16 protein-coding genes are annotated in these 19,014 nt (G+C 48.5%); 8 read left to right on the top strand and 8 right to left on the bottom strand.

Annotated elements, in window-relative coordinates; all coding sequences use genetic code 11:
* Nucleotides 1-11: 11 nt before the first annotated feature.
* From N774_RS0110355 to N774_RS0110340, 4 genes are all read left to right on the top strand, one after another.
* Nucleotides 12-962: a LysR family transcriptional regulator gene (locus tag N774_RS0110355; protein WP_024861179.1), complete on the top strand. Its 951-nt coding sequence runs from the start codon at nucleotides 12-14 to the stop codon at nucleotides 960-962.
* 329 nt (nucleotides 963-1,291) lie between these two features.
* On the top strand, nucleotides 1,292-2,131 hold the full coding sequence (locus N774_RS0110350; protein ID WP_024861178.1) for a sulfide/dihydroorotate dehydrogenase-like FAD/NAD-binding protein: 840 nt from the start codon (nucleotides 1,292-1,294) through the stop codon (nucleotides 2,129-2,131).
* A 1-nt stretch (nucleotide 2,132) separates the two neighbouring features.
* On the top strand, nucleotides 2,133-3,518 hold the full coding sequence (gene gltA, locus N774_RS0110345) for an NADPH-dependent glutamate synthase (protein ID WP_024861177.1): 1,386 nt from the start codon (nucleotides 2,133-2,135) through the stop codon (nucleotides 3,516-3,518).
* A 21-nt stretch (nucleotides 3,519-3,539) separates the two neighbouring features.
* Nucleotides 3,540-4,160, top strand: a complete 621-nt coding sequence (locus N774_RS0110340; protein ID WP_024861176.1) for a redox-sensing transcriptional repressor Rex — start codon at nucleotides 3,540-3,542, stop codon at nucleotides 4,158-4,160.
* A gap of 62 nt (nucleotides 4,161-4,222) precedes the next feature.
* Here the strand turns inward: N774_RS0110340 and N774_RS0110335 are convergent, their stop codons facing one another.
* On the bottom strand, nucleotides 4,223-4,765 hold the full coding sequence (locus N774_RS0110335; protein WP_024861175.1) for a hypothetical protein: 543 nt from the start codon (nucleotides 4,763-4,765) through the stop codon (nucleotides 4,223-4,225).
* A 555-nt stretch (nucleotides 4,766-5,320) separates the two neighbouring features.
* Here N774_RS0110335 and carB point away from each other — a divergent pair.
* Nucleotides 5,321-8,542 (top strand): carbamoyl-phosphate synthase large subunit, encoded by a 3,222-nt coding sequence (gene carB / locus N774_RS0110330; protein ID WP_024861174.1) that lies wholly within the window; start codon nucleotides 5,321-5,323, stop codon nucleotides 8,540-8,542.
* Between the two features lie 167 nt (nucleotides 8,543-8,709).
* Nucleotides 8,710-8,898, top strand: coding sequence for a hypothetical protein (locus tag N774_RS0110325; protein ID WP_024861173.1), 189 nt, complete (start codon nucleotides 8,710-8,712; stop codon nucleotides 8,896-8,898).
* Between the two features lie 54 nt (nucleotides 8,899-8,952).
* Here the strand turns inward: N774_RS0110325 and mscL are convergent, their stop codons facing one another.
* Both mscL and N774_RS18295 read right to left on the bottom strand, forming a co-directional pair.
* Nucleotides 8,953-9,372 (bottom strand): large-conductance mechanosensitive channel protein MscL, encoded by a 420-nt coding sequence (gene mscL, locus N774_RS0110320; RefSeq protein WP_024861172.1) that lies wholly within the window; start codon nucleotides 9,370-9,372, stop codon nucleotides 8,953-8,955.
* Between the two features lie 34 nt (nucleotides 9,373-9,406).
* Nucleotides 9,407-10,957 carry a DUF7577 domain-containing protein gene (locus N774_RS18295; RefSeq protein WP_024861171.1) on the bottom strand — a complete coding sequence of 517 codons (1,551 nt, stop codon included), beginning with the start codon at nucleotides 10,955-10,957 and terminating at the stop codon, nucleotides 9,407-9,409.
* Nucleotides 10,958-11,476: 519 nt separating this feature from the next.
* On the opposite strand from N774_RS18295, the gene N774_RS0110310 reads away from it, so the two are divergent.
* Nucleotides 11,477-12,604: a M15 family metallopeptidase gene (locus N774_RS0110310; protein ID WP_024861170.1), complete on the top strand. Its 1,128-nt coding sequence runs from the start codon at nucleotides 11,477-11,479 to the stop codon at nucleotides 12,602-12,604.
* Between the two features lie 183 nt (nucleotides 12,605-12,787).
* On the opposite strand, the gene N774_RS0110305 is transcribed toward N774_RS0110310, so the two are convergent.
* From N774_RS0110305 to N774_RS0110285, 5 genes are all read right to left on the bottom strand, one after another.
* Nucleotides 12,788-14,569 carry a peptidoglycan DD-metalloendopeptidase family protein gene (locus N774_RS0110305; protein WP_024861169.1) on the bottom strand — a complete coding sequence of 594 codons (1,782 nt, stop codon included), beginning with the start codon at nucleotides 14,567-14,569 and terminating at the stop codon, nucleotides 12,788-12,790.
* Between the two features lie 506 nt (nucleotides 14,570-15,075).
* Complete coding sequence (locus tag N774_RS0110300; protein WP_024861168.1) at nucleotides 15,076-15,549, bottom strand: S-ribosylhomocysteine lyase; 474 nt, start codon at nucleotides 15,547-15,549, stop codon at nucleotides 15,076-15,078.
* A gap of 1 nt (nucleotide 15,550) precedes the next feature.
* Nucleotides 15,551-16,402, bottom strand: coding sequence for an RluA family pseudouridine synthase (locus N774_RS0110295; RefSeq protein WP_024861167.1), 852 nt, complete (start codon nucleotides 16,400-16,402; stop codon nucleotides 15,551-15,553).
* On the bottom strand, nucleotides 16,299-17,168 hold the full coding sequence (locus tag N774_RS0110290; RefSeq protein WP_024861166.1) for a hypothetical protein: 870 nt from the start codon (nucleotides 17,166-17,168) through the stop codon (nucleotides 16,299-16,301). Before N774_RS0110290 ends, N774_RS0110295 begins: the two co-directional genes overlap by 104 nt.
* Before the next feature lie 112 nt (nucleotides 17,169-17,280).
* On the bottom strand, nucleotides 17,281-17,922 hold the full coding sequence (locus N774_RS0110285; protein ID WP_024861165.1) for a histidine phosphatase family protein: 642 nt from the start codon (nucleotides 17,920-17,922) through the stop codon (nucleotides 17,281-17,283).
* A 212-nt stretch (nucleotides 17,923-18,134) separates the two neighbouring features.
* On the opposite strand from N774_RS0110285, the gene N774_RS0110280 reads away from it, so the two are divergent.
* On the top strand, nucleotides 18,135-18,851 hold the full coding sequence (locus tag N774_RS0110280; protein WP_024861164.1) for a helix-turn-helix domain-containing protein: 717 nt from the start codon (nucleotides 18,135-18,137) through the stop codon (nucleotides 18,849-18,851).
* The last annotated feature ends 163 nt before the right edge of the window (nucleotides 18,852-19,014 follow it).

Below are 19,014 nucleotides of genomic sequence, written 5' to 3'. Positions count from 1 at the left end.
GTGACTGGACCATGAATACACTGCACTTCAAATACGCTGTTGAGATCGAAAAAACACGTTCTATCACTCAGGCTGCGGAAAATCTCTACATGGCTCAGCCAAATCTGAGCAAGGCTATCAAGGAACTGGAAAGCACCCTCGGCATCACTATATTCAGACGTACCTCAAAGGGCGTTATCCCCACGGATCAGGGTATAAAATTCCTTGAATATGCCAAGCAGATACTTATACAGATAGACAATATGGAGGCTATACACTCCCCCGACAAGCCGAAAAACAGCCGTCTGCGCATATCCGTGCCCAGAACGGGCTATATCTCCAAGGCTTTTTCGGAGTACATAGCTTCGCTGAATGCTCCCGAGGATATGGAGATATTCTTCTGCGAGACCAACTCACTGAGAACTATCGAGAATGTCCGCGAAAACGGCTATGATTTCGGAGTTATCCGCTTCAATACCGCCCACGAGAAGTACTTCACGGACTTCCTTGCCGAGAAGAATCTGGACAGCAAGCTCCTCTGGGAGTTCGAGATGCTGGCGGTAATGTCTGCGGAGCACCCTGCGGCGGGAGCTGACAGCATAACCTATTCCGACCTTTCCTGCAATTACACCGAGCTTGGACAGGGAGACGACGCTGTGCCCTATGTTTCGGGAGCTGTGGAGAAGCTCTACGCTTCAAACCGTCCTGCGGACGTTCCTGTGAGAAAGGTGTGCATGTACGACCGCGGAAGCGCTCTGGACTTCCTGCTGACAGTGCCTCAGGCGTTCATGCTTGATTCGCCTATGCCTGCCAGTCTCTGCGGTAAGTACGGACTGGTGCAGAGAAAGTGTGCCTTCCCCGACAACAGCTTCAAGGACCTGCTCATATATACCTCGGGACACAAGCTCTCGGAAAATGAGCTGAAGCTGGTGAACCGTCTGTACGAGGTAAGAAATGAGAGTGCCTTTGCAGAGTACAAGTGATATATAAAATCAAGAATATGGTTATTCTGTGAGGGAATAGCTTTTGGAAGTTAATTTCACAAATAAAAGGACGGCATTAGCCGTCCTTTTCTGTTATTTTCCAATGTTTTACCACGGAGACAAGCCAAAGTCTGACAGCAGTCAGCATATAAATCGCTATAAAAATATCGATATCGGAATACCGATATTCCGCTGTTATATTTGTGCAACATTCTTTTGTGTGATACAATATTTAATATATCATGCAATGCCTGTATCGGCGGAAGTCAACGGCGACCACCGCGAAAGCTCCCGCATTGCAAATCTACCGGTAAGGAAGGTATGGACTAATGTTTGAAATTCTTGAAAAGAAAAGTCTCAACCCAACTGTTACCCTTATGCGCATAAACGCTCCCAAGGTAGCAAGAAAGGCTGAGCCGGGACAGTTCATTATTTTAAGAACAGACGCTGACGGCGAGCGTATCCCGCTCACTATAGCTGATTTCGACCGCAGCAGCGGTTCTGTAACTATCATTTTCCAGATAGTAGGCGCTACTACCGAAAAGCTCAATCACCTTAACGAGGGCGACTGCTTGCAGGACTTCGTTGGTCCTCTGGGCAGAGCTACAGAGACAGAGGGCCTCAAAAAGGTAGCCGTAGTCGGCGGCGGTGTTGGCTGTGCTATCGCTTACCCTGTTGCAAAGAAGCTCCACGAGCTGGGTGTTGAGGTACACTCAATAGTTGGTTTCAGAAATAAGGATCTCGTTATCCTCGAGGACGAATTCAAGGCTTCAAGCTCCAAGTTCGTGCTCATGAGCGACGACGGCAGCGCAGGTGAAAAGGGACTGGTAACAGACGCTCTCAAAAAGCTCATCGACAGCGGCGAGAAGTACGACAGAGTTATCACTATCGGTCCTCTTATCATGATGAAGTTCGTCTGTAAGCTCACTAAGGAGTACGGTGTGCCCACTGTTGCTTCCATGAACCCCATAATGATCGACGGCACAGGTATGTGCGGCGGCTGTCGTCTGACAGTAGGCGGCGAGACAAAGTTCGCCTGCGTTGACGGCCCCGAGTTCGACGGTCATCTCATAGACTTCGACGAGGCTATGGCAAGAGGTGCTATGTATAAGCCCTTTGAGCGCCATGCTTATGAGGAAGCCTGCAATCTGTTCAAGGAGGTAAAGTGATATGGCTAATATGTCCGCAACAAGAAACGAGATGCCTGTACAGGCTCCCGACGTAAGAAACAAGAATTTCAGCGAGGTAGCTCTCGGATATACCGAGGAGCAGGCTATCGACGAGGCTAAGAGATGCCTTAACTGCAAGAACAAGCCCTGCTCAACAGGCTGTCCCGTACAGATAGATATCCCTGCATTTATCGCTCAGGTGGCTGAGGGTAATTTCGCAGAGGCTTACAAGATAATCACAAAGTCAAGCTCTCTCCCTGCTGTATGCGGCAGAGTATGTCCGCAGGAGACACAGTGCGAGAGCAAGTGCGTAAGAGGAATCAAGGGCGAGCCCGTTGCTATCGGACGCCTTGAGCGCTTCGTTGCCGACTGGCACAATGCACAGCCCGAGACAGTTCCCGAGATACCTGCAAAGAACGGTCACAAGGCAGCTGTTATCGGTTCGGGTCCTTCAGGTCTTGCCTGCGCAGGCGACCTTGCAAAGAAAGGCTATGACGTTACTATATTTGAGGCTCTCCACGTTGCAGGCGGAGTTCTCTCTTACGGTATCCCTGAGTTCAGACTTCCAAAGTCTATCGTTCAGAAGGAGATCGGCGGCCTCAAGGCTCTGGGCGTAAAGGTGGAGACAAATACAGTAGTCGGCAAGACTATCTCAGTTGACGAGCTCATGAATGAAGAGGGCTTCGAGTCTGTATTCATCGGCTCGGGCGCAGGTCTCCCGAGATTTATGAATATCCCCGGCGAGAATCTCAACGGCGTATACTCAGCTAACGAGTTCCTCACACGTATCAACCTCATGAAAGCCTACAAGGAGGGCAGCGCTACTCCTATCAAGGCAGGCACAAAGGCTGTTATCGTAGGCGGCGGAAACGTTGCTATGGACGCAGCTCGCTGCGCTAAGAGACTGGGCGCTGAGGTATACATCGTATACAGACGTACAGAGGCTGAGCTTCCCGCAAGAGCAGAGGAAGTAGAGCACGCTAAGGAAGAGGGCATCATCTTCAAGTTTCTCACCAATCCTATTGAGATACAGGCTACAGAGGACGGCTGGGTAAAGAGCGTTCACTGCCAGCAGATGGAGCTCTCGGAGCCTGACGCTTCGGGCAGAGCTAAGCCTGTTCCGATCGAGGGCGCATTCGTTGACATCGAGGCTGACTGCGTTATCATGTCTATCGGTACTTCGCCAAATCCACTTATCAAGTCCACTACAGCAGGTCTTGACACTCAGAAGTGGGGCGGCATCATCGCTGATGAGGACGGTCTTACCTCCAAGGAGGGCGTTTACGCAGGCGGCGACGCTGTAACAGGCGCTGCTACAGTTATCCTCGCTATGGGCGCAGGCAAAAAGGCTGCCGCAGCTATGGACGAGTATATGCAGAAAAAATGAGTCCTCTTACGGAGGTATAACATGAACAAGAATATTACCTCACAGACACTTTCACGTCTGCCTGTTTACTTCAATTATCTCAGGTCGCTGCCTGAGGAGAGGAAAAAAGGCAATATCTCCGCCACGGCTATTGCCGAGGCACTGGGGCTCAACGACGTGCAGGTGCGAAAGGACCTTGCTTCCGTAAGCAGCGGAGGCCGTCCCAAGGTGGGATATATGACCTCTGAGCTTATGAGCGATATAGGTAAATTTCTCGGCTTTGAGAACCACGACAGAGTTGTGGTGGCAGGCATGGGAAACTTCGGCAGGGCTATGCTGGAGTACAACGGCTTTGAGGCTTACGGCTTCGATATAGTCTGCGGTTTCGACCACAACAAGGAGCGTGTGGGCAGTACCATAAACGGCAAGCCTGTCCGCCATATCGACGAGCTGGAGAGCTTCTGCAAGGAGAACGATATACGTATCGGTATCATAACCGTGCCCGAAAAAGCGGCGCAGGAGATATGCGACCGTATGGCGGCGGCAGGTATAAAGTTTATCCTGAACTTTGCCGCAGTGTATCTCAATGCTCCCAAGGGCGTTGCGGTGCATAACGAGAATATCTCCCTCACTCTTGCAATGCTTGCAAGATGTCATGGGTAAGAAAAAGGGACTGCAATGCAGTCCCTTCTAATTTTATATCAATTATAATCCGGTATAATTTATTACACCTTATACATTCTGTTTCTGTTGCTGCTCCAGATATAATCATAGTTGCCAGCAAACTGACCTGATAAAAATGTACGCTTTATTCTCAGTTCTCCGTTATTTAGTAATTCAAAAGAAAATTTCACTCTTGGATTGGAAGTATTGAACATCCATGTGTTAGAGTGGAAAACTGGTCTTGAATAATCCTTGCTATAGTAGTTTTTGTTGTAAGTAACAAGGTTTGCATCCCCTTGGAAATAAAGTGTCTTATTAGCGCTGTTTGCAGCTAATATTACATTGTAGATTTTCCCTTTTTCCTTAATTACAAGGCTACCGTTATTTAAGAAAAATAATTCGTATTTTCCGTTTTGGCTTCTCAAAATTGCTCTTGAATCACTTCTTCCATATTCTTTGTCTTCAACTTCGCTGGGAGTGCCAGATGCTGCCTCTGCAACGATAGCGTTATCGTTGAATGATAATACGTTTCCTGTGAATCCTGTTACGGGTGCTGCTGCGATAACAGCTGCAAGTAATGTGCCAATGAGTTTAACTTTCTTCATAAAAATTCTCCTTTTTCATTTTTACTTTACATCTAACTCTGATTAATACAGATTGTTAATTAGCGTGAATAGTAAACAATCTGTATCAAACAAGTATATTATATATTATTTGACCAAAGATGTCAAGTGATTTTATGCAAAACAGCAATACATGAATAAAATCCAATAGATTATTTATCTAAATCTGATGATTGGCAGAACCAATTTGCGCCGATATAAGGTCTTACAAGCAATGCGTTGTCTACAACTCACAAAAAGCGCAAAAAAATACTTGCAATTTAGTGCAAAGAGGAGCAAAAAGCACTCGTTAAATGCATAACAGAAAAAGCAGGCTGCCAAACCATAAACTTAAGGTACATATTTGGCAATCTGCATATTTCCCAAAGAGAGCCTGCTTTTTGCAGTTTCCCTAAAATTATTCCGCACATCAAGGGGATTTTCTGTATTGCATTTTTTCTTGTATTATGTTATTATATAAGGTAAGAAGTTGCGCCATGACGTTTCATGGCAAATATATCAACGTACATTTTTCCGTGTACGGGTCAGGAGAATAATATGCCAAAAAGACAGGATATTAACAAGATCATGATAATCGGTTCAGGTCCTATCATCATCGGACAGGCTTGCGAATTCGACTACTCAGGCACACAGGCCTGTAAGGCTCTGCGCAAGCTGGGTTATGAGATAGTTCTCGTAAACTCCAACCCCGCAACTATCATGACAGATCCCGATGTTGCTGATATTACTTACATCGAGCCCCTCAACCTCGAAAGACTTACACAGATAATCGAAAAAGAACGTCCTGACGCTCTCCTCCCAAACCTTGGCGGTCAGTCGGGTCTTAACCTCTGCTCCGAGCTGGACAAGGAAGGCGTGCTCAAAAAGTACGGCGTACAGGTCATCGGCGTTCAGGTAGACGCTATCGAGCGCGGCGAGGACCGTATCGAGTTCAAGAACGCTATGAGCGCTCTCGGTATCGGTATGCCAAAGAGCGAGGTAGCTTATTCTGTTGACGAGGCTGTTAAGATAGCTGAAAAGCTGAAATATCCTGTAGTTCTCCGTCCTGCCTACACCATGGGCGGCGCAGGCGGCGGCATGGTATACAACGTAGATGAATTAAAGGTAGTCTGTGCAAGAGGCTTACAGGCTTCTCTCGTAGGACAGGTACTGGTCGAGGAGTGTATCTTCGGCTGGGAAGAGCTTGAGCTTGAAGTTGTCCGCGACGCTGAGAACAACAAGATCACTGTATGCTTCATCGAGAACATCGATCCTATCGGCGTTCACACAGGCGATTCATTCTGCTCTGCACCTATGCTCACTATCCCAGAGGACGTTCAGAAGACTCTTCAGGAGATGTCATACAAGATAATCGAGTCCATCGAGGTAATCGGCGGCTGTAACTGTCAGTTCGCACGCGATCCCGAGACAGGCCGTATCGTTGTTATCGAGATCAACCCAAGAACCTCACGTTCTTCCGCTCTTGCTTCAAAGGCAACAGGCTTCCCTATCGCTCTGGTATCAGCTATGCTCGCATGCGGTCTTACACTGAAGGACATCGAGTGCGGCAAGTACGGCACTCTTGACAAGTACGTTCCCGACGGCGATTATATCGTTATCAAGTTCGCTCGCTGGGCTTTCGAGAAGTTCAAGGGCGCTGAGGACAAGCTGGGCACACAGATGAAGGCTGTCGGTGAGGTAATGAGCATCGGCAAGACCTACAAGGAGGCTTTCCAGAAGGCTATCCGTTCACTGGAGACAGGCCGCTACGGTCTGGGATTTGCAAAGAACTTCAACAGCATGACCAAGGAGGAGCTCCTTGCACAGCTCCGCTACCCAACAAGCGAGAGACAGTTCGTAATGTATGAGGCTCTCCGCAAGGGTGCTACAATAGATGAACTCCACGACCTTACAAAGATAAAGAAGTACTTCATCGAGCAGATGAAGGAGCTTGTTGACGAGGAAGAGGCTCTTCTCAAGAATAAGGGCGCTGTTCCCGCAAACGACGTACTCAGGCAGGCTAAGCTGGACGGCTTCTCAGACCGTTACCTTAGCTCTCTCCTTGAAGTTACAGAGGAAGAGATACGCAACGCTCGTATGGCTATCGGCGTAAAGGAAGCATGGGAGGGCGTTCACGTAAGCGGTACAAAGGACGCTGCTTACTACTACTCCACATATCACCTTGACGAGGACAAGAGCCCTGTAAGCACAGAAAAGCCAAAGATAATGATACTGGGCGGCGGTCCTAACAGAATCGGTCAGGGTATCGAGTTCGACTACTGCTGCGTTCACGCTGCACTTGCACTGAAAAAGCTGGGCTTTGAGTCCATTATCGTAAACTGCAACCCCGAGACAGTTTCCACTGACTATGATACATCTGACAAGCTCTATTTCGAGCCCCTTACACTTGAAGATGTTCTTGCTATACACGAAAAGGAGAAGCCTGTTGGCGTTATCGCTCAGTTCGGCGGACAGACTCCTCTTAACCTTGCAAACGACCTTAAAAAGTACGGCGTAAATATTCTCGGTACAACTCCGGAGACTATCGACCTTGCTGAGGACCGTGACCACTTCCGCGCTATGATGGACAAGCTCGGCATACCAATGCCAGAGGCAGGCATGGCTGTAAACGCTGACGAGGCTATCGCCATCGCCAACAAGATAGGCTATCCTGTAATGGTTCGTCCTTCCTACGTTCTCGGCGGACGCGGCATGGAGATAGTTCACGATGACGAGATGATGAGAGTATATATGAACGCTGCTGTTGGCGTAACTCCCGACAGACCTATCCTCATCGACCGCTTCCTCAACCACGCTACAGAGTGCGAGGCTGACGCTATTTCCGACGGTACACACTGCTTTGTTCCATGCGTTATGGAGCATATCGAGCTTGCAGGTGTTCACTCGGGCGACTCCGCTTGTATCCTGCCCTCAAAGAATCTCACAGAGAAGCAGGTAGCTACTATCAAGGAGTATACAAAGAAGATAGCCGTAGAGATGAACGTATGCGGTCTTATGAATATGCAGTACGCTATCGAGGGCGATACAGTATACGTTCTCGAGGCTAATCCCCGTGCATCAAGAACAGTTCCGCTGGTATCAAAGGTATGCGATATCAACATGGTTCGTATCGCTACAGATATCATCACATCTTCACTCACAGGCAGACCCTCACCCGTTCCCGAGTTAAAGGACAAGGTTATCGGTCACTACGGCGTAAAGGAAGCTGTATTCCCCTTCAATATGTTCCAGGAGGTAGACCCGCTCCTCGGACCTGAGATGCGTTCAACAGGCGAAGTTCTGGGTATCTCACCTTCATTCGGCGAGGCTTACTATAAGGCTCAGGAGGCTACAAAGAACAAGCTTCCTCTGGAGGGAACAGTTCTCCTCAGCGTATGCGACAGAGACAAGCCTGAGCTTATTGATATTGCCAAGTCATTCAACGAGCTTGGCTTCCACATCATCGCAACAGGCAGAAGCTATGAGATGATAAAGGAAGCAGGAATCCCATGCGACAAGATCTTCAAGATCTACGAGGGACGTCCGAATATCGCTGACGAGATCGCAAACGGCGAGATACAGATGATAATCAATACTCCCGCAGGCAAGACCAGTGCTCACGACGACAGCTACATCAGAAAGGCTGCTATCAAGCACAGAGTACCTTACATGACCACTATGGCTGCTGCAAAGGCAAGCGCAGAGGGCATCAAGGCTATCAAGAACAATACTCACCTCGGAGTAAAGTCCTTACAGGCTCACCACGCTGATATCAAGTAAAAATAAACATAAGCTCCTGCTGAAATAGCAGGAGCTTTTTTGCGCCCGACAATAAAAACAGTGACAAATATCACTCCGAAAGTGACAAATGACATCTTTCGTTTCTGTGAAAAACATGGTAGAATAAGACCATACCGCAGAGATAAAAATAAACAGGGAGTGATTTTATGGTATTATTAGTATTGGTTATAGTAGGTATTATGTTAGCCTCGATCGACGACATAATCACAAGTTTTGTTACTGTTTTAATGTTTATAGGTCTGGTGACGGCTATAGTATTCGTAAGAAAAAAGCTTTCAAATATGGAGAATGACAACATATACCGCATCGATAAGGATAAAAATATTCTCAGATAATAAAAAGTCCCCGTATAAACGGGGACTTTGGTGTTATAATTGAAGAATGTGTTCTTATTTCTTGTTCTGCTCTTTCAGAAGGTCTCTGATCTCTGTGAGAAGAACCTCTTCCTTCGGAGGCTCGGCAGGCTTTTCTTCCTCTTTCTTCTTGCCGAGAGCCATAGCCTTGTTTATAGCCTTGAGCATGCAGAAGAGAATAATTGCGATGATGAGGAAATTAAGTACTGCGGAAAGGAATGAACCGTAGTTGAAATCCACACCTCTGATAGTGAACTTACCGCCTACGAGCTGCATTACGCCGTTTTCATCTTTCTGCACGCCGCCTGTGATAACAGCGATAAGAGGTGTGATGAAATTATCGGTAAGCGCGCTTACGATACTTCCGAATGCGGCACCGATGATAACACCTATAGCCATGTCCATTACGTTGCCTTTGAGTGCGAATTCTTTGAATTCCTTCAAAAACTTCTTCATTTTTTACAACATCTCCTTAATAGAATATAAAGATTTATTTAATTTCCGGCAAGCCGGGAATTTCCGCTGTTTTTTTAGTCTTTTTTGCTTTCATTTCTTCGGGAAGCTCTATAGCGTCTATTACGTCGTTATAGGTCTTTGGCTTTTTGGGCATAGCCTCGACTGCGCGGTCTGCATGAGCCATGAGTGATTCCGACCGTGAGACTGTATTGGCTTCAAGGTCATCTGCGTTAGCCTGCTTTGTACCGCCCATGATATTCCATGCTTTCCGATCCTCTTTTGCGCGGAGGTCGTTTGCGTCAACGTTCTTGGTAGAGCCCATGTAATTGAGATGGAGCTGATCCTGCTTGGATTTCAGGTCGCCTGCGTTTACATTGCCTGCCGAGCGCATGTAGTACTTGTTGTACTTGTCGGACTCGTTTTTCTTCAGATCTCTTGCGTCAACAAGGGGAGTATCGTTCATGTACGCCTGATTCTTCTTCTCGAAGCGCTTCATGCCCTCTATCTCGTCGCCGCGTTTGCCGAAGAAATCGTCTGCCGAATCCATTTCGGCATGCTCCGTAGCCTTGCCGCCGTCGAAAAACTCCCAGAAATCATCGGGGACCTCTACCTTTTCCTTGTCCTCAACGGGAGGAGCAACGGGCTCAGGCTCGGGCTGTTCCATTGGCTGAGGCGGAGCGAACATCATAGGCTGACCGTAAACGGGCATACCGTTCTGGTCATAGCCGATTATCTGAGGCTGACCGTACATCATAGGCTGACCGTAAACGGGCATGCCGTTCTGGTCATAGCCGATTATCTGGGGCTGAGCATACATCATGGGCTGACCGTAGATAGGCATACCGCTCTGGTCGTAGCCGATTATCTGGGGCTGACCCAGCATCATGGGCTGACCGTAAACGGGCATACCGTTCATCTGAGCGCCGCCCTGCGGCGGGATACCCTGCATTGCCCCCTGCTGAGGCGGAACGCCTGCCATAGCTCCCTGTGGTGGGAGACCCTGCATAGCGCCCTGCTGAGGAGGAATGCCTGCCATAGCGCCCTGCGGCGGGATGCCCTGCATAGCGCCCTGCTGAGGCGGAACGCCAGCCATAGCTCCCTGCGGTGGGAGCCCCTGCATCATGCCCTGCTGAGGAGGGATACCTGCCATAGCTCCCTGTGGGGGGAGTCCCTGCATCATGCCCTGAGGAGGGATACCTGCCATGCCGCCCTGAGGACGGAAGCCTGCATTCTGCATCTGGGCTTGTCTTACAGCCTTTGTCTGTTCGGGGAGTGTGACTCTTCCTGTGTCAAGGTGGGGGATAAATGGCTCGTCAATGCTGCTGAAATCGAATTCCTCGTCGGTATCGTTCAGCTCGGCTGCAGTATATAAGTCAGAGGACGAATCCCTCGAAGGTTTATCACTGATAGTAAATGTTCCGCTGCCTAAGGTAAAACCACCGCCAGCAGAATCATCTTCAGAATGATAGCCGCCCATATCGACCTGTTCAATATTAATATCCTGCGGATTTTCAAGGTTGACGCCGCATTTCACGCAGAACCTGAAACCCGCTTCGTTTGCTGTTCCGCACTGTGGACATTTCATAAACATCACTCCTTATAGCGAAAATACAGAAAAAACACAGAGCCATCATAGTCGGGAGCGATGCTTGCTGAAGCCGCTCATTACGGCTCTGTCTATACTTTCACAAATATATTATAGCATTAATTTAATTCATTTTCAAGGGCTAAACAAAAGATTGTGCAATACGGTGATGAATGAGGTCATTTTTTGTATACAATAACGCTATATAACGTTTTTATGGGAGAGACGGATCTCGGCAGCTTTTGACGGGCTACTACAGATTGTTGAAAGGATACAGTTTTTTACAGCATATATTTGCGCATATACCGCAATTTTACAAATATAACACTGAAAGACTATATTTTTGTCGTCAGATATGGTATAATGTTCGTTGAGCGAAAAAACAGAGCTTCGCTCATATGATATGATAAAAATACAAACGTCCCGATATTCGTAAAAGAGAGATAGAAAGAACAAAAGTTATGGGAGCATCAGGCTCCCGAAAAAGAGCTGCAAACGGCAGCAGAATGGAGAAGACGTATGTCAAAAAATAAAAAGATAAGCAAGGAAAAAAGTATAAGACGCGCCAAGACAATGACAGAAATAGTTATAAGTCTTGCTCTTCTGGGCGCAGGCGGTTTCTTCGTGAGAAATGCAATGAAAGATGCGGCAACTGTACAGACTTCGCCGTATTTTGACGATAAGGACATAGCTGTTACCGATGCGGACAGCACTACTGTCCCCGATCCCAATCAGATGATATTTGAATCAAAGACCGTTGATACCAAGGACAAGTTCCGCGGAGACCTTATCCTTGTAAATGAGGATCACGAGTATTTCAGCGGCGACGAGGATCTGGTCAGCATTATCGAGATGAACGAGGAGAATGAACGTACCTGCTTCTCGGCAGTTGATTCCACATATACCATACTCCGTCAGGTATATGAGCCTATGGCGCGCATGATACAGGATTTCTCGGATCAGTATGACAATGACAGGCTCATTATATACGGTTCATACCGCACCAAGGACTTCCAGCAGCAGCTCTACGATGATGATGTTGCCAATTCAGAGGACGGAAAGTCCACAAAGGTGGCAAAGCCGGGATTCAGCGAGCACGAATCGGGACTTGCGTTTGACTTTACAGAGGCTGACAATTACGATTACGACGGCACAGGTGATTATGCATGGCTCAACGCAAACTGCTATAAATATGGCTTTATAGTCCGCTATACCAAGGCTAAGGAAAAGATAACCAAGATAGAGGACGAGCCGTGGCATTTCCGCTATGTAGGCGTTCCCCATGCGTACTATATGGACGCAAACGACCTCTGCCTTGAGGAGTACATCGACCTTGTCCGCCAGCACCCCTACGACGGTGAGCATCTTGAGTTCAAGGACGACAAGGACGTTGAGTACGAGGTATACTTTGTCAAGTCCGACGACGGCTCCGACAAGACTACGGTTCCCGTTCCCAACGGCGTGAGATATGAGATATCGGGAAATAACGTTGACGGCTTTATCGTTACGGTCTATAAGAACCAGAAGCCGCTGGTGGAGGTAGCTCCCACAAAGTCCTTTGAGGACGTTTCCGAGCTGACCACCGATGAAGACGAGGAAAGCGAAGAGAACGTCTCAGACGTGGATACTGACGAGACAGAAGAATAATGAAACAGGCGTGATATATTATCACGCCTTTTTTGTTTGCTCTCTTATACCTATAACGTTACTCATTCATCGCTCACAGCGTAATAATTATGCCGAGCCCATGAACGGGATTCCAAAGGGAATGTGTTCCTTTGGCGGAGTCCAGAGGTGTCCCCTGATAAAGCTATTTCATGGCTGTTTGCATTAGTTCTTTTTGCTGTTTTTGGTCTTTTCCTTGTCCTTGTCGTCCTTATCCCTGTCATCGTCGAAGCTGTTGACAGTGTTGAGGTAAAGCGCAGGGTCAAGGCATATGCCCTCGTGTCTGACCTCAAAGTGGCAGTGCGAACCGTCGGAGTTTCCTGTGTTTCCCACCTCGCCGATGAGCTGACCGCGGGCGACTAACTGTCCCTCTGTTACAAGTACGGTGCTCATATGACCGTAGACTGTCTGGTAGCCGTCGGTATGGCCTATCTGTACGAAATAGCCGTAGCCGCCTGAATTCCAGCCTGCGGATACTACCTCTCCGTCGGCAGCGGCGTATATCTGTGTACCTGTGCTTGCGGCTATATCCATACCCTTGTGGTTTCTCTCGCCGCCGAATATATCGCTTACCCAGCCGCCGTCAACAGGCCAGCCGAATTCACCCGAGCCTGTGAGAACAGTGCTTGCACTGTCAGGTCTTGCGGCGTATATGCCTATGCCTATCTTTTCGACTACGGGCTCACGGGTTATCTTGGTGCTTATGGTCTTGCGGGAGTACTCCTTGCCGTCGATGTAGGTAACTTCGATGTGGCTGGTCTTTTCGCCGCGTCTGCCCTTTACAAGTATATCCCTTACGCCCTTGTTGAGTGAGCTTGTTTCCACCTCGACAGTCTCATAATCGAGGAACGATATAGGGTCTATCTCGCGGACGTACTGTATGGGGAGATAGCTCTCGGTCTCAATGACATTTACGAATGTGCCCTGACGGCAGCTGTTCTTGAGTTCGGGATTGAGCTCGATGAGCTTGTCGTATTCCATGTTGTATTTCTGTGCTATGGTAGCTGCCGTATCGCCGCGCTTGGCGATATACACTGCTTTCTTCTCCTTGGAGGAGGTCAGCAGGTCGATAGCCTCCTTGTTGTTCATAACGCTGTCAACAAGGTATATTCCGTGTGAGTACTCGATATTGTTCTTGTAGGAGATGTCCTTGACTATACCGTCCACGCGGAAGTTGAGTATCCTCTCATTAAGGGCGTCCTGTATGGGCTCCTTTTCCCTGACAGCGCCTATGAACTTGCCGTCGATATAGATGCCGTAGGCTTCTGTAAGGGCGTGGTCTGAGGCTTCAAGCATTTCATTCGCCAGCTGAGCCGATGAAACAATGGTATCATTTTCGTTTATTATTTTCAGGGAGTACTTAGCGGAAAGGTCTATGGGCTCGTCGCTGTCGTGGTAGGCGATACGCTGCTGGACCTCGCGCTCGGCTTCCTCAAAGTCAGCCTCGGCGGTTATCATGCCTATCTCTCTGCCGTTGTACTCGACTGCAAGGCCGTATTCAAGTCCCGAGCCGTAGCGGATAATGCCTATTAGGAATATTATAGACAGTGTTGGCAGGATATAGTTGAACGCGGTGTAGAAAACGCCGTCCTCTCCGAAAAGATATGAGCACCAGAACTCAAAGAGAGCCTTTTTGTACTCGGCTTCGCCCTCTTTTTTTGCTTTGTTGACCTTTCGGGTCATATCCTTGTTTATATTGAAGCGTTCGCGGAAGGGCGCTGTGAGCTCCTTGATCATCCAGAGGAAGAATTTCAGTATGGAAGCTCCAAGGCTGAGAAGCTCGGAGAGAATGAACTTAACGCCTGCAAGCAGCCCCATTAACATTGATGTGACCGTCTTTGCGGCAAAGCGTCCGAATTTTTCAAAAAATCCCGAGCTGCTGCGGGAATGTGACTTCTGCGGCTCGCCGTAGCGTCTGTAGAATTCTTCGCGGCTTTTTCTGTCCATTGCACCGTCTCCTTTCTTCCTTTTTATTGGTCTTTAAAGACCGTAAATTATATTATATCACGTTTTGAGAAAAATATCAAGCGGTTGGAGTTTTTAGTGAATAGTGATTAGCGTAGGGGCGGATATTATCCGCCCGAGCTGTTATCAATTAGCTTGTAGGGGACGGTTACTCCCTACAGTGTAGGGGGATGTCCGAAGGACAGAGTGTCGCGGCTTCTGTTGGAAGTCCTCGACGTCCCGCGCCTTACAATGCAATTATGCTGAAACAATGTGTAGTGACGACCATTGGTCGTCCGTGTCGTGGTTGATGTTGTATGTTTACGGGCGCCCAAAGGGCGCCCCTACAATCTGTCATTTGTAATTTTACGAAAAATTTGCGGGCGCACACTGTGCGCCCTTACAAATGATTTAATGTTAGTGCTGTAAGCGATGTACAATCAACGATTTTGATGAGTGTAAGCGCGTGAAACAAGCGTCAACGTGGCAAGGCGGCGCGGGCTCCGCGCTCAGTTTTTGTCAAAATGCCATTTATAATCAAGCATTTCCACGGTGTAGCCCTGAAGCTTGTCGATAAGTGCCACAACGTCCTTCTTTGCAGCTGCAAGGTCGTGCTCGCGGTAGTTTCCGCACTCAACCTCTGTGCAGCCCGGTATCTCACCCTCGTAGTCCCTGATGAAAGTATATGCTTCACGAACCAGCTTTATGGCATTCTCATGGGAAAGTCCCCTTGTGAGCAGGTAAAATCCCGTGCGGCAGCCCATAGGTCCTACGTATACGATGTTTTTGCCGAACTCGGAATTACGTGCGAATGTGGCAAAAAGGTGCTCGATGGTGTGCATTGAGGGAGTTTCAAGGTAAACGCCGCCGTTTGGCTTTACCATGCGCACGTCATATGTAACTATATCGTCGTCGATACGTGATATGTACATGCCTACGCTGAATTTTGTGTGGTCTACCTGAAAGCTTGCTATCTTTTCCATTTTAGTCCTCCTTGAAAAGTGCCTTTATATCCTCGGGAAGCTCCGAGGAAACTGTTATAGGCTCTCCTGTCAGTGGCTCGCGGAAGCTGAGCTGACCGCAGTGGAGCGCCTGTCTTGATATATCATCACGGAGCCCGCCGTAGAGGTCGTCCCCTGCGAGAGGAGCTCCGATATGAGCGAAATGAACTCTTATCTGGTGAGTTCGTCCTGTTTCGAGGTGTATCTCCGCAAGGGAGTACCTCCCGTTCGTCATGAGCCGCTTGTAGTGGGTAACGGCACGCTGTCCGTCCTCGCGGACACAGCGGAGTATTATGGACTCACGCTCTCTTGCGATAGGAGCGTCTATAGTGCCGCTTTCGGGGATAGTCCCGTGTACAGCGGCGTAGTATACCTTTTGGCAGCAGCCCTGCAAAAGCTTTGCTGCGTGGGCGTCCTTTGCGATTATGCACAGTCCCGAGGTGTCGCGGTCAAGCCTGTTAACCGAGCGGAACGTGAGCTGGGGATAGAGATGAGCGAAATAATTCCCGAGGGTATCTCCCTGATGCCGTATGGACGGGTGTACGGGCATACCGTTTGGCTTATTGAACACCACAAGGCTGTCGTTCTCAAAGGCTATAGGCACATTCAGACTGCCGTTGGGATCTAAAAAGCTGTCGTCCTCAAGGCTGAGGACTATGACGTCGCCCCTTTGCACCGTGTCTATGCTGCGTATGAGCTTTCCGTCACGGGTCATGCCGCCCTCCTGCCGTTTAAGCTTCGTCAGCAGCCGTCTTGATACGCCTTTTTTTCCTAAAAGGAATTTTTCCAGAGTTATGGGAACTTCTGCGTCTACCGTAAGCTCTATCTGCTTCAAGGTATTCGTCCTCCTTGATAAAAATGTCGATACTCAGCGAAAAAGCGGTCATGAGCTTGGTCAGTCCGTAGGGAAGTCCGACTATGGTTAGCATCTGCGGCAGATATACCGCCAACAGCCGCAGGGGCACGCTTTTTCTGCCTTTCATGAAGCCTACCGAGAATATCATCGCCCGAAAGGCTGTCAGTTTGGGAAATCGCACCAGAAGATAAGGCACGGCAGTAAAGCTGAGCTTCAGCGACAGCCACAGCAGCACCGATACTCCCGTGAGGAATATGGCGTTTGCCGCGAGAAAAGCTTCCCGCGGAGCCAGTCTTTCGCCCATGAGACCGTATGCCGCAGTTCCGAAGAATACCGCAGGTGTCAGTGCAAGGAGACTTGCCGCCTTTGTCCACAGGGCTGCGGATATGCTGCGCTTGAAGGTACACTTCCTCAGCAGTATCCGCGAAAAGGACTCGCGGCGCTTCTGAGGCGCCTCCGAGGTCATTCCGCAGAGCTTGTACGCCGCTGCATACATCAGGGGCGCTGCCGTAACCAGCCTCAGCAGAGTGCTTGCAGCCGTTACGAACAGCTGTATGGGATTATTGCCGCCAAATAGCTTTATGGGCTGCATTTCACCGAAATACAGCAGCATACAGAACACTGCCGCCTCTGCGAAGCGGAAGAAGAGCTCCGCGCCGAGAGGGAGGATGCATATCATCATAGTCCGCGCCCGACTGCCTCTGAGCAGTCCCCGTGAAAAGCGGATAAGCTCCCGAATCTTCATATCTGCGCCTCCGAAAACCAGTTTTGCAGATATTATGGGCGGAATATGGCTGATTATTCATCTGAATGTTGGCGGACGACCAATGGTCGTCCCTACAAGCTAACGGTTGAAATCAATACTCGTCGTCGGCTTCGTCAAGCTTCTCGTAGGGGCAGTAGCCCAGTATCTCAAATGCCTGAGAATTCAGCCACATCTGTGCGGTAACGATTATCTCGAAGCCCATGCCGAAATCGCAGCTGAGAGTCTTCGGGTCGTATTTTGGCAGTCCGAAGCAGCTGAGCATATTTGAGATGATGCCGCCGTGAGTTATCATTGCACAGTGGGTGAGCCCCGACTCCATCATGTCCATGATTATGGCGTGGAGCGCCTTGTAGCAGCGGGCTGTCATCTCCTCAAGGCTCTCGCCGTTTGGGGGACGGTTGTCCTTGCCGCCGCGGAGCCATTTGGTGTAGTCCTCACGCTTTGCCAGCTCATCGATGCTCTTGTTCTCAAAATCGCCGAAATTCAGCTCTCTCAGGTCGTCCACGGGGACTACCTCTGTGTAGGGGAAGAGTATATCGGCGGTCTCGGTACATCGTTTAAGCGGGGAGGTGTACACCCTGTGGACGGTGGGGTAGTCGAATTCGTCCATTTTAGCGGCAAGGTCTGCCGCACCCTTGTTGGACAGGGGCAGATCTGTCCTGCCGATGTAAATGCCCTTTTCGTTTGCCTCCGTCATTCCGTGGCGGAGGATACTTATCCTGTAACCTTTCATGGCTTCTCCTTTATGTTGAATATATCAGTTACCATACTGATAGGATAAATTTGCACAAAAATACTGCTCGTTTTTTTAACTGTTAGTAAAATTCACGAAAAATACTACAAGATTCCACAAATTCTTTCACGTTTTTGTGTATTTACAAATTATACATTTTGTATTATAATAATAGTAACAGATTTTTAAATAATCTATTAGGAGGAATTTCAATGAACTCGGATTTCGCAAGAATTATAACACTACAGCGTAAGGAAAGACATATCAGTCAGAAGCAGGCAGCTACCGATTTAGGTATATCACAGGCGCTGCTCTCCCATTATGAAAAGGGGATTCGTGAATGCGGACTGAATTTCCTCGTAAAGATCGCTGATTACTACAATGTATCCTGTGACTATCTTCTCGGAAGAACTCCCGAGCCTGAGGGCAAGACCATCACTATCGAGGATATCCCCGATGACGACGGAAACAACAGCATGAAGATGCCCTCTCCCGAGATCATCAACTTCAACAGAAGGATCATCAACAACTCTATCAGTCTGCTCTTCAGCCTTGCGCAGAAGGCAAACAGCATAACCCTCATCAAGGAGGTATCCTCATACCTCATGCTGTCTGTGTACAAGCTCTTCCGTATCGTTTACAACGCTAACCCTCACAACGACCAGAAGCTTTTCCGCATACCCAAGGTAATTGCAAACGACAGCGCAAATGCTATCGTATCCATGAGCGAAGCCAACATAAAAGCCGCTTCCAGCGGTATCGCCCTTGACGGCAACGACTGCGTAGACAATTTCGATACCCTCTATGTTACAACTGCGACTCTGCAAAAGGATTATGCGCAGTATTCATCATCGCTCCTTAACCTTATCAAGCGCAGTGAGGAGAGTATCTCACGCACCCGTGCGAAGTACAGAAGCGACATCAAGTGATCATTTGCTGACTATCTATATAATTATACCACGTTTCTGCGCCCTTGAAAAGTACTTTTTTGATATTTGATATACTGTTTTTCTATTGAGCTTTATATGCAGGGACTATAGTTTCACCACAGTTTTTTTCTGCTCATTGCTCAATAATTAGGCGCTTTTGGAG

This window comes from Ruminococcus flavefaciens AE3010, assembly GCF_000526795.1.
Classification (GTDB): domain Bacteria; phylum Bacillota; class Clostridia; order Oscillospirales; family Ruminococcaceae; genus Ruminococcus; species Ruminococcus flavefaciens_D.
Note: the sequence above shows the minus strand (reverse complement) of the source record. Positions and strands in the feature narration are given on the sequence as shown.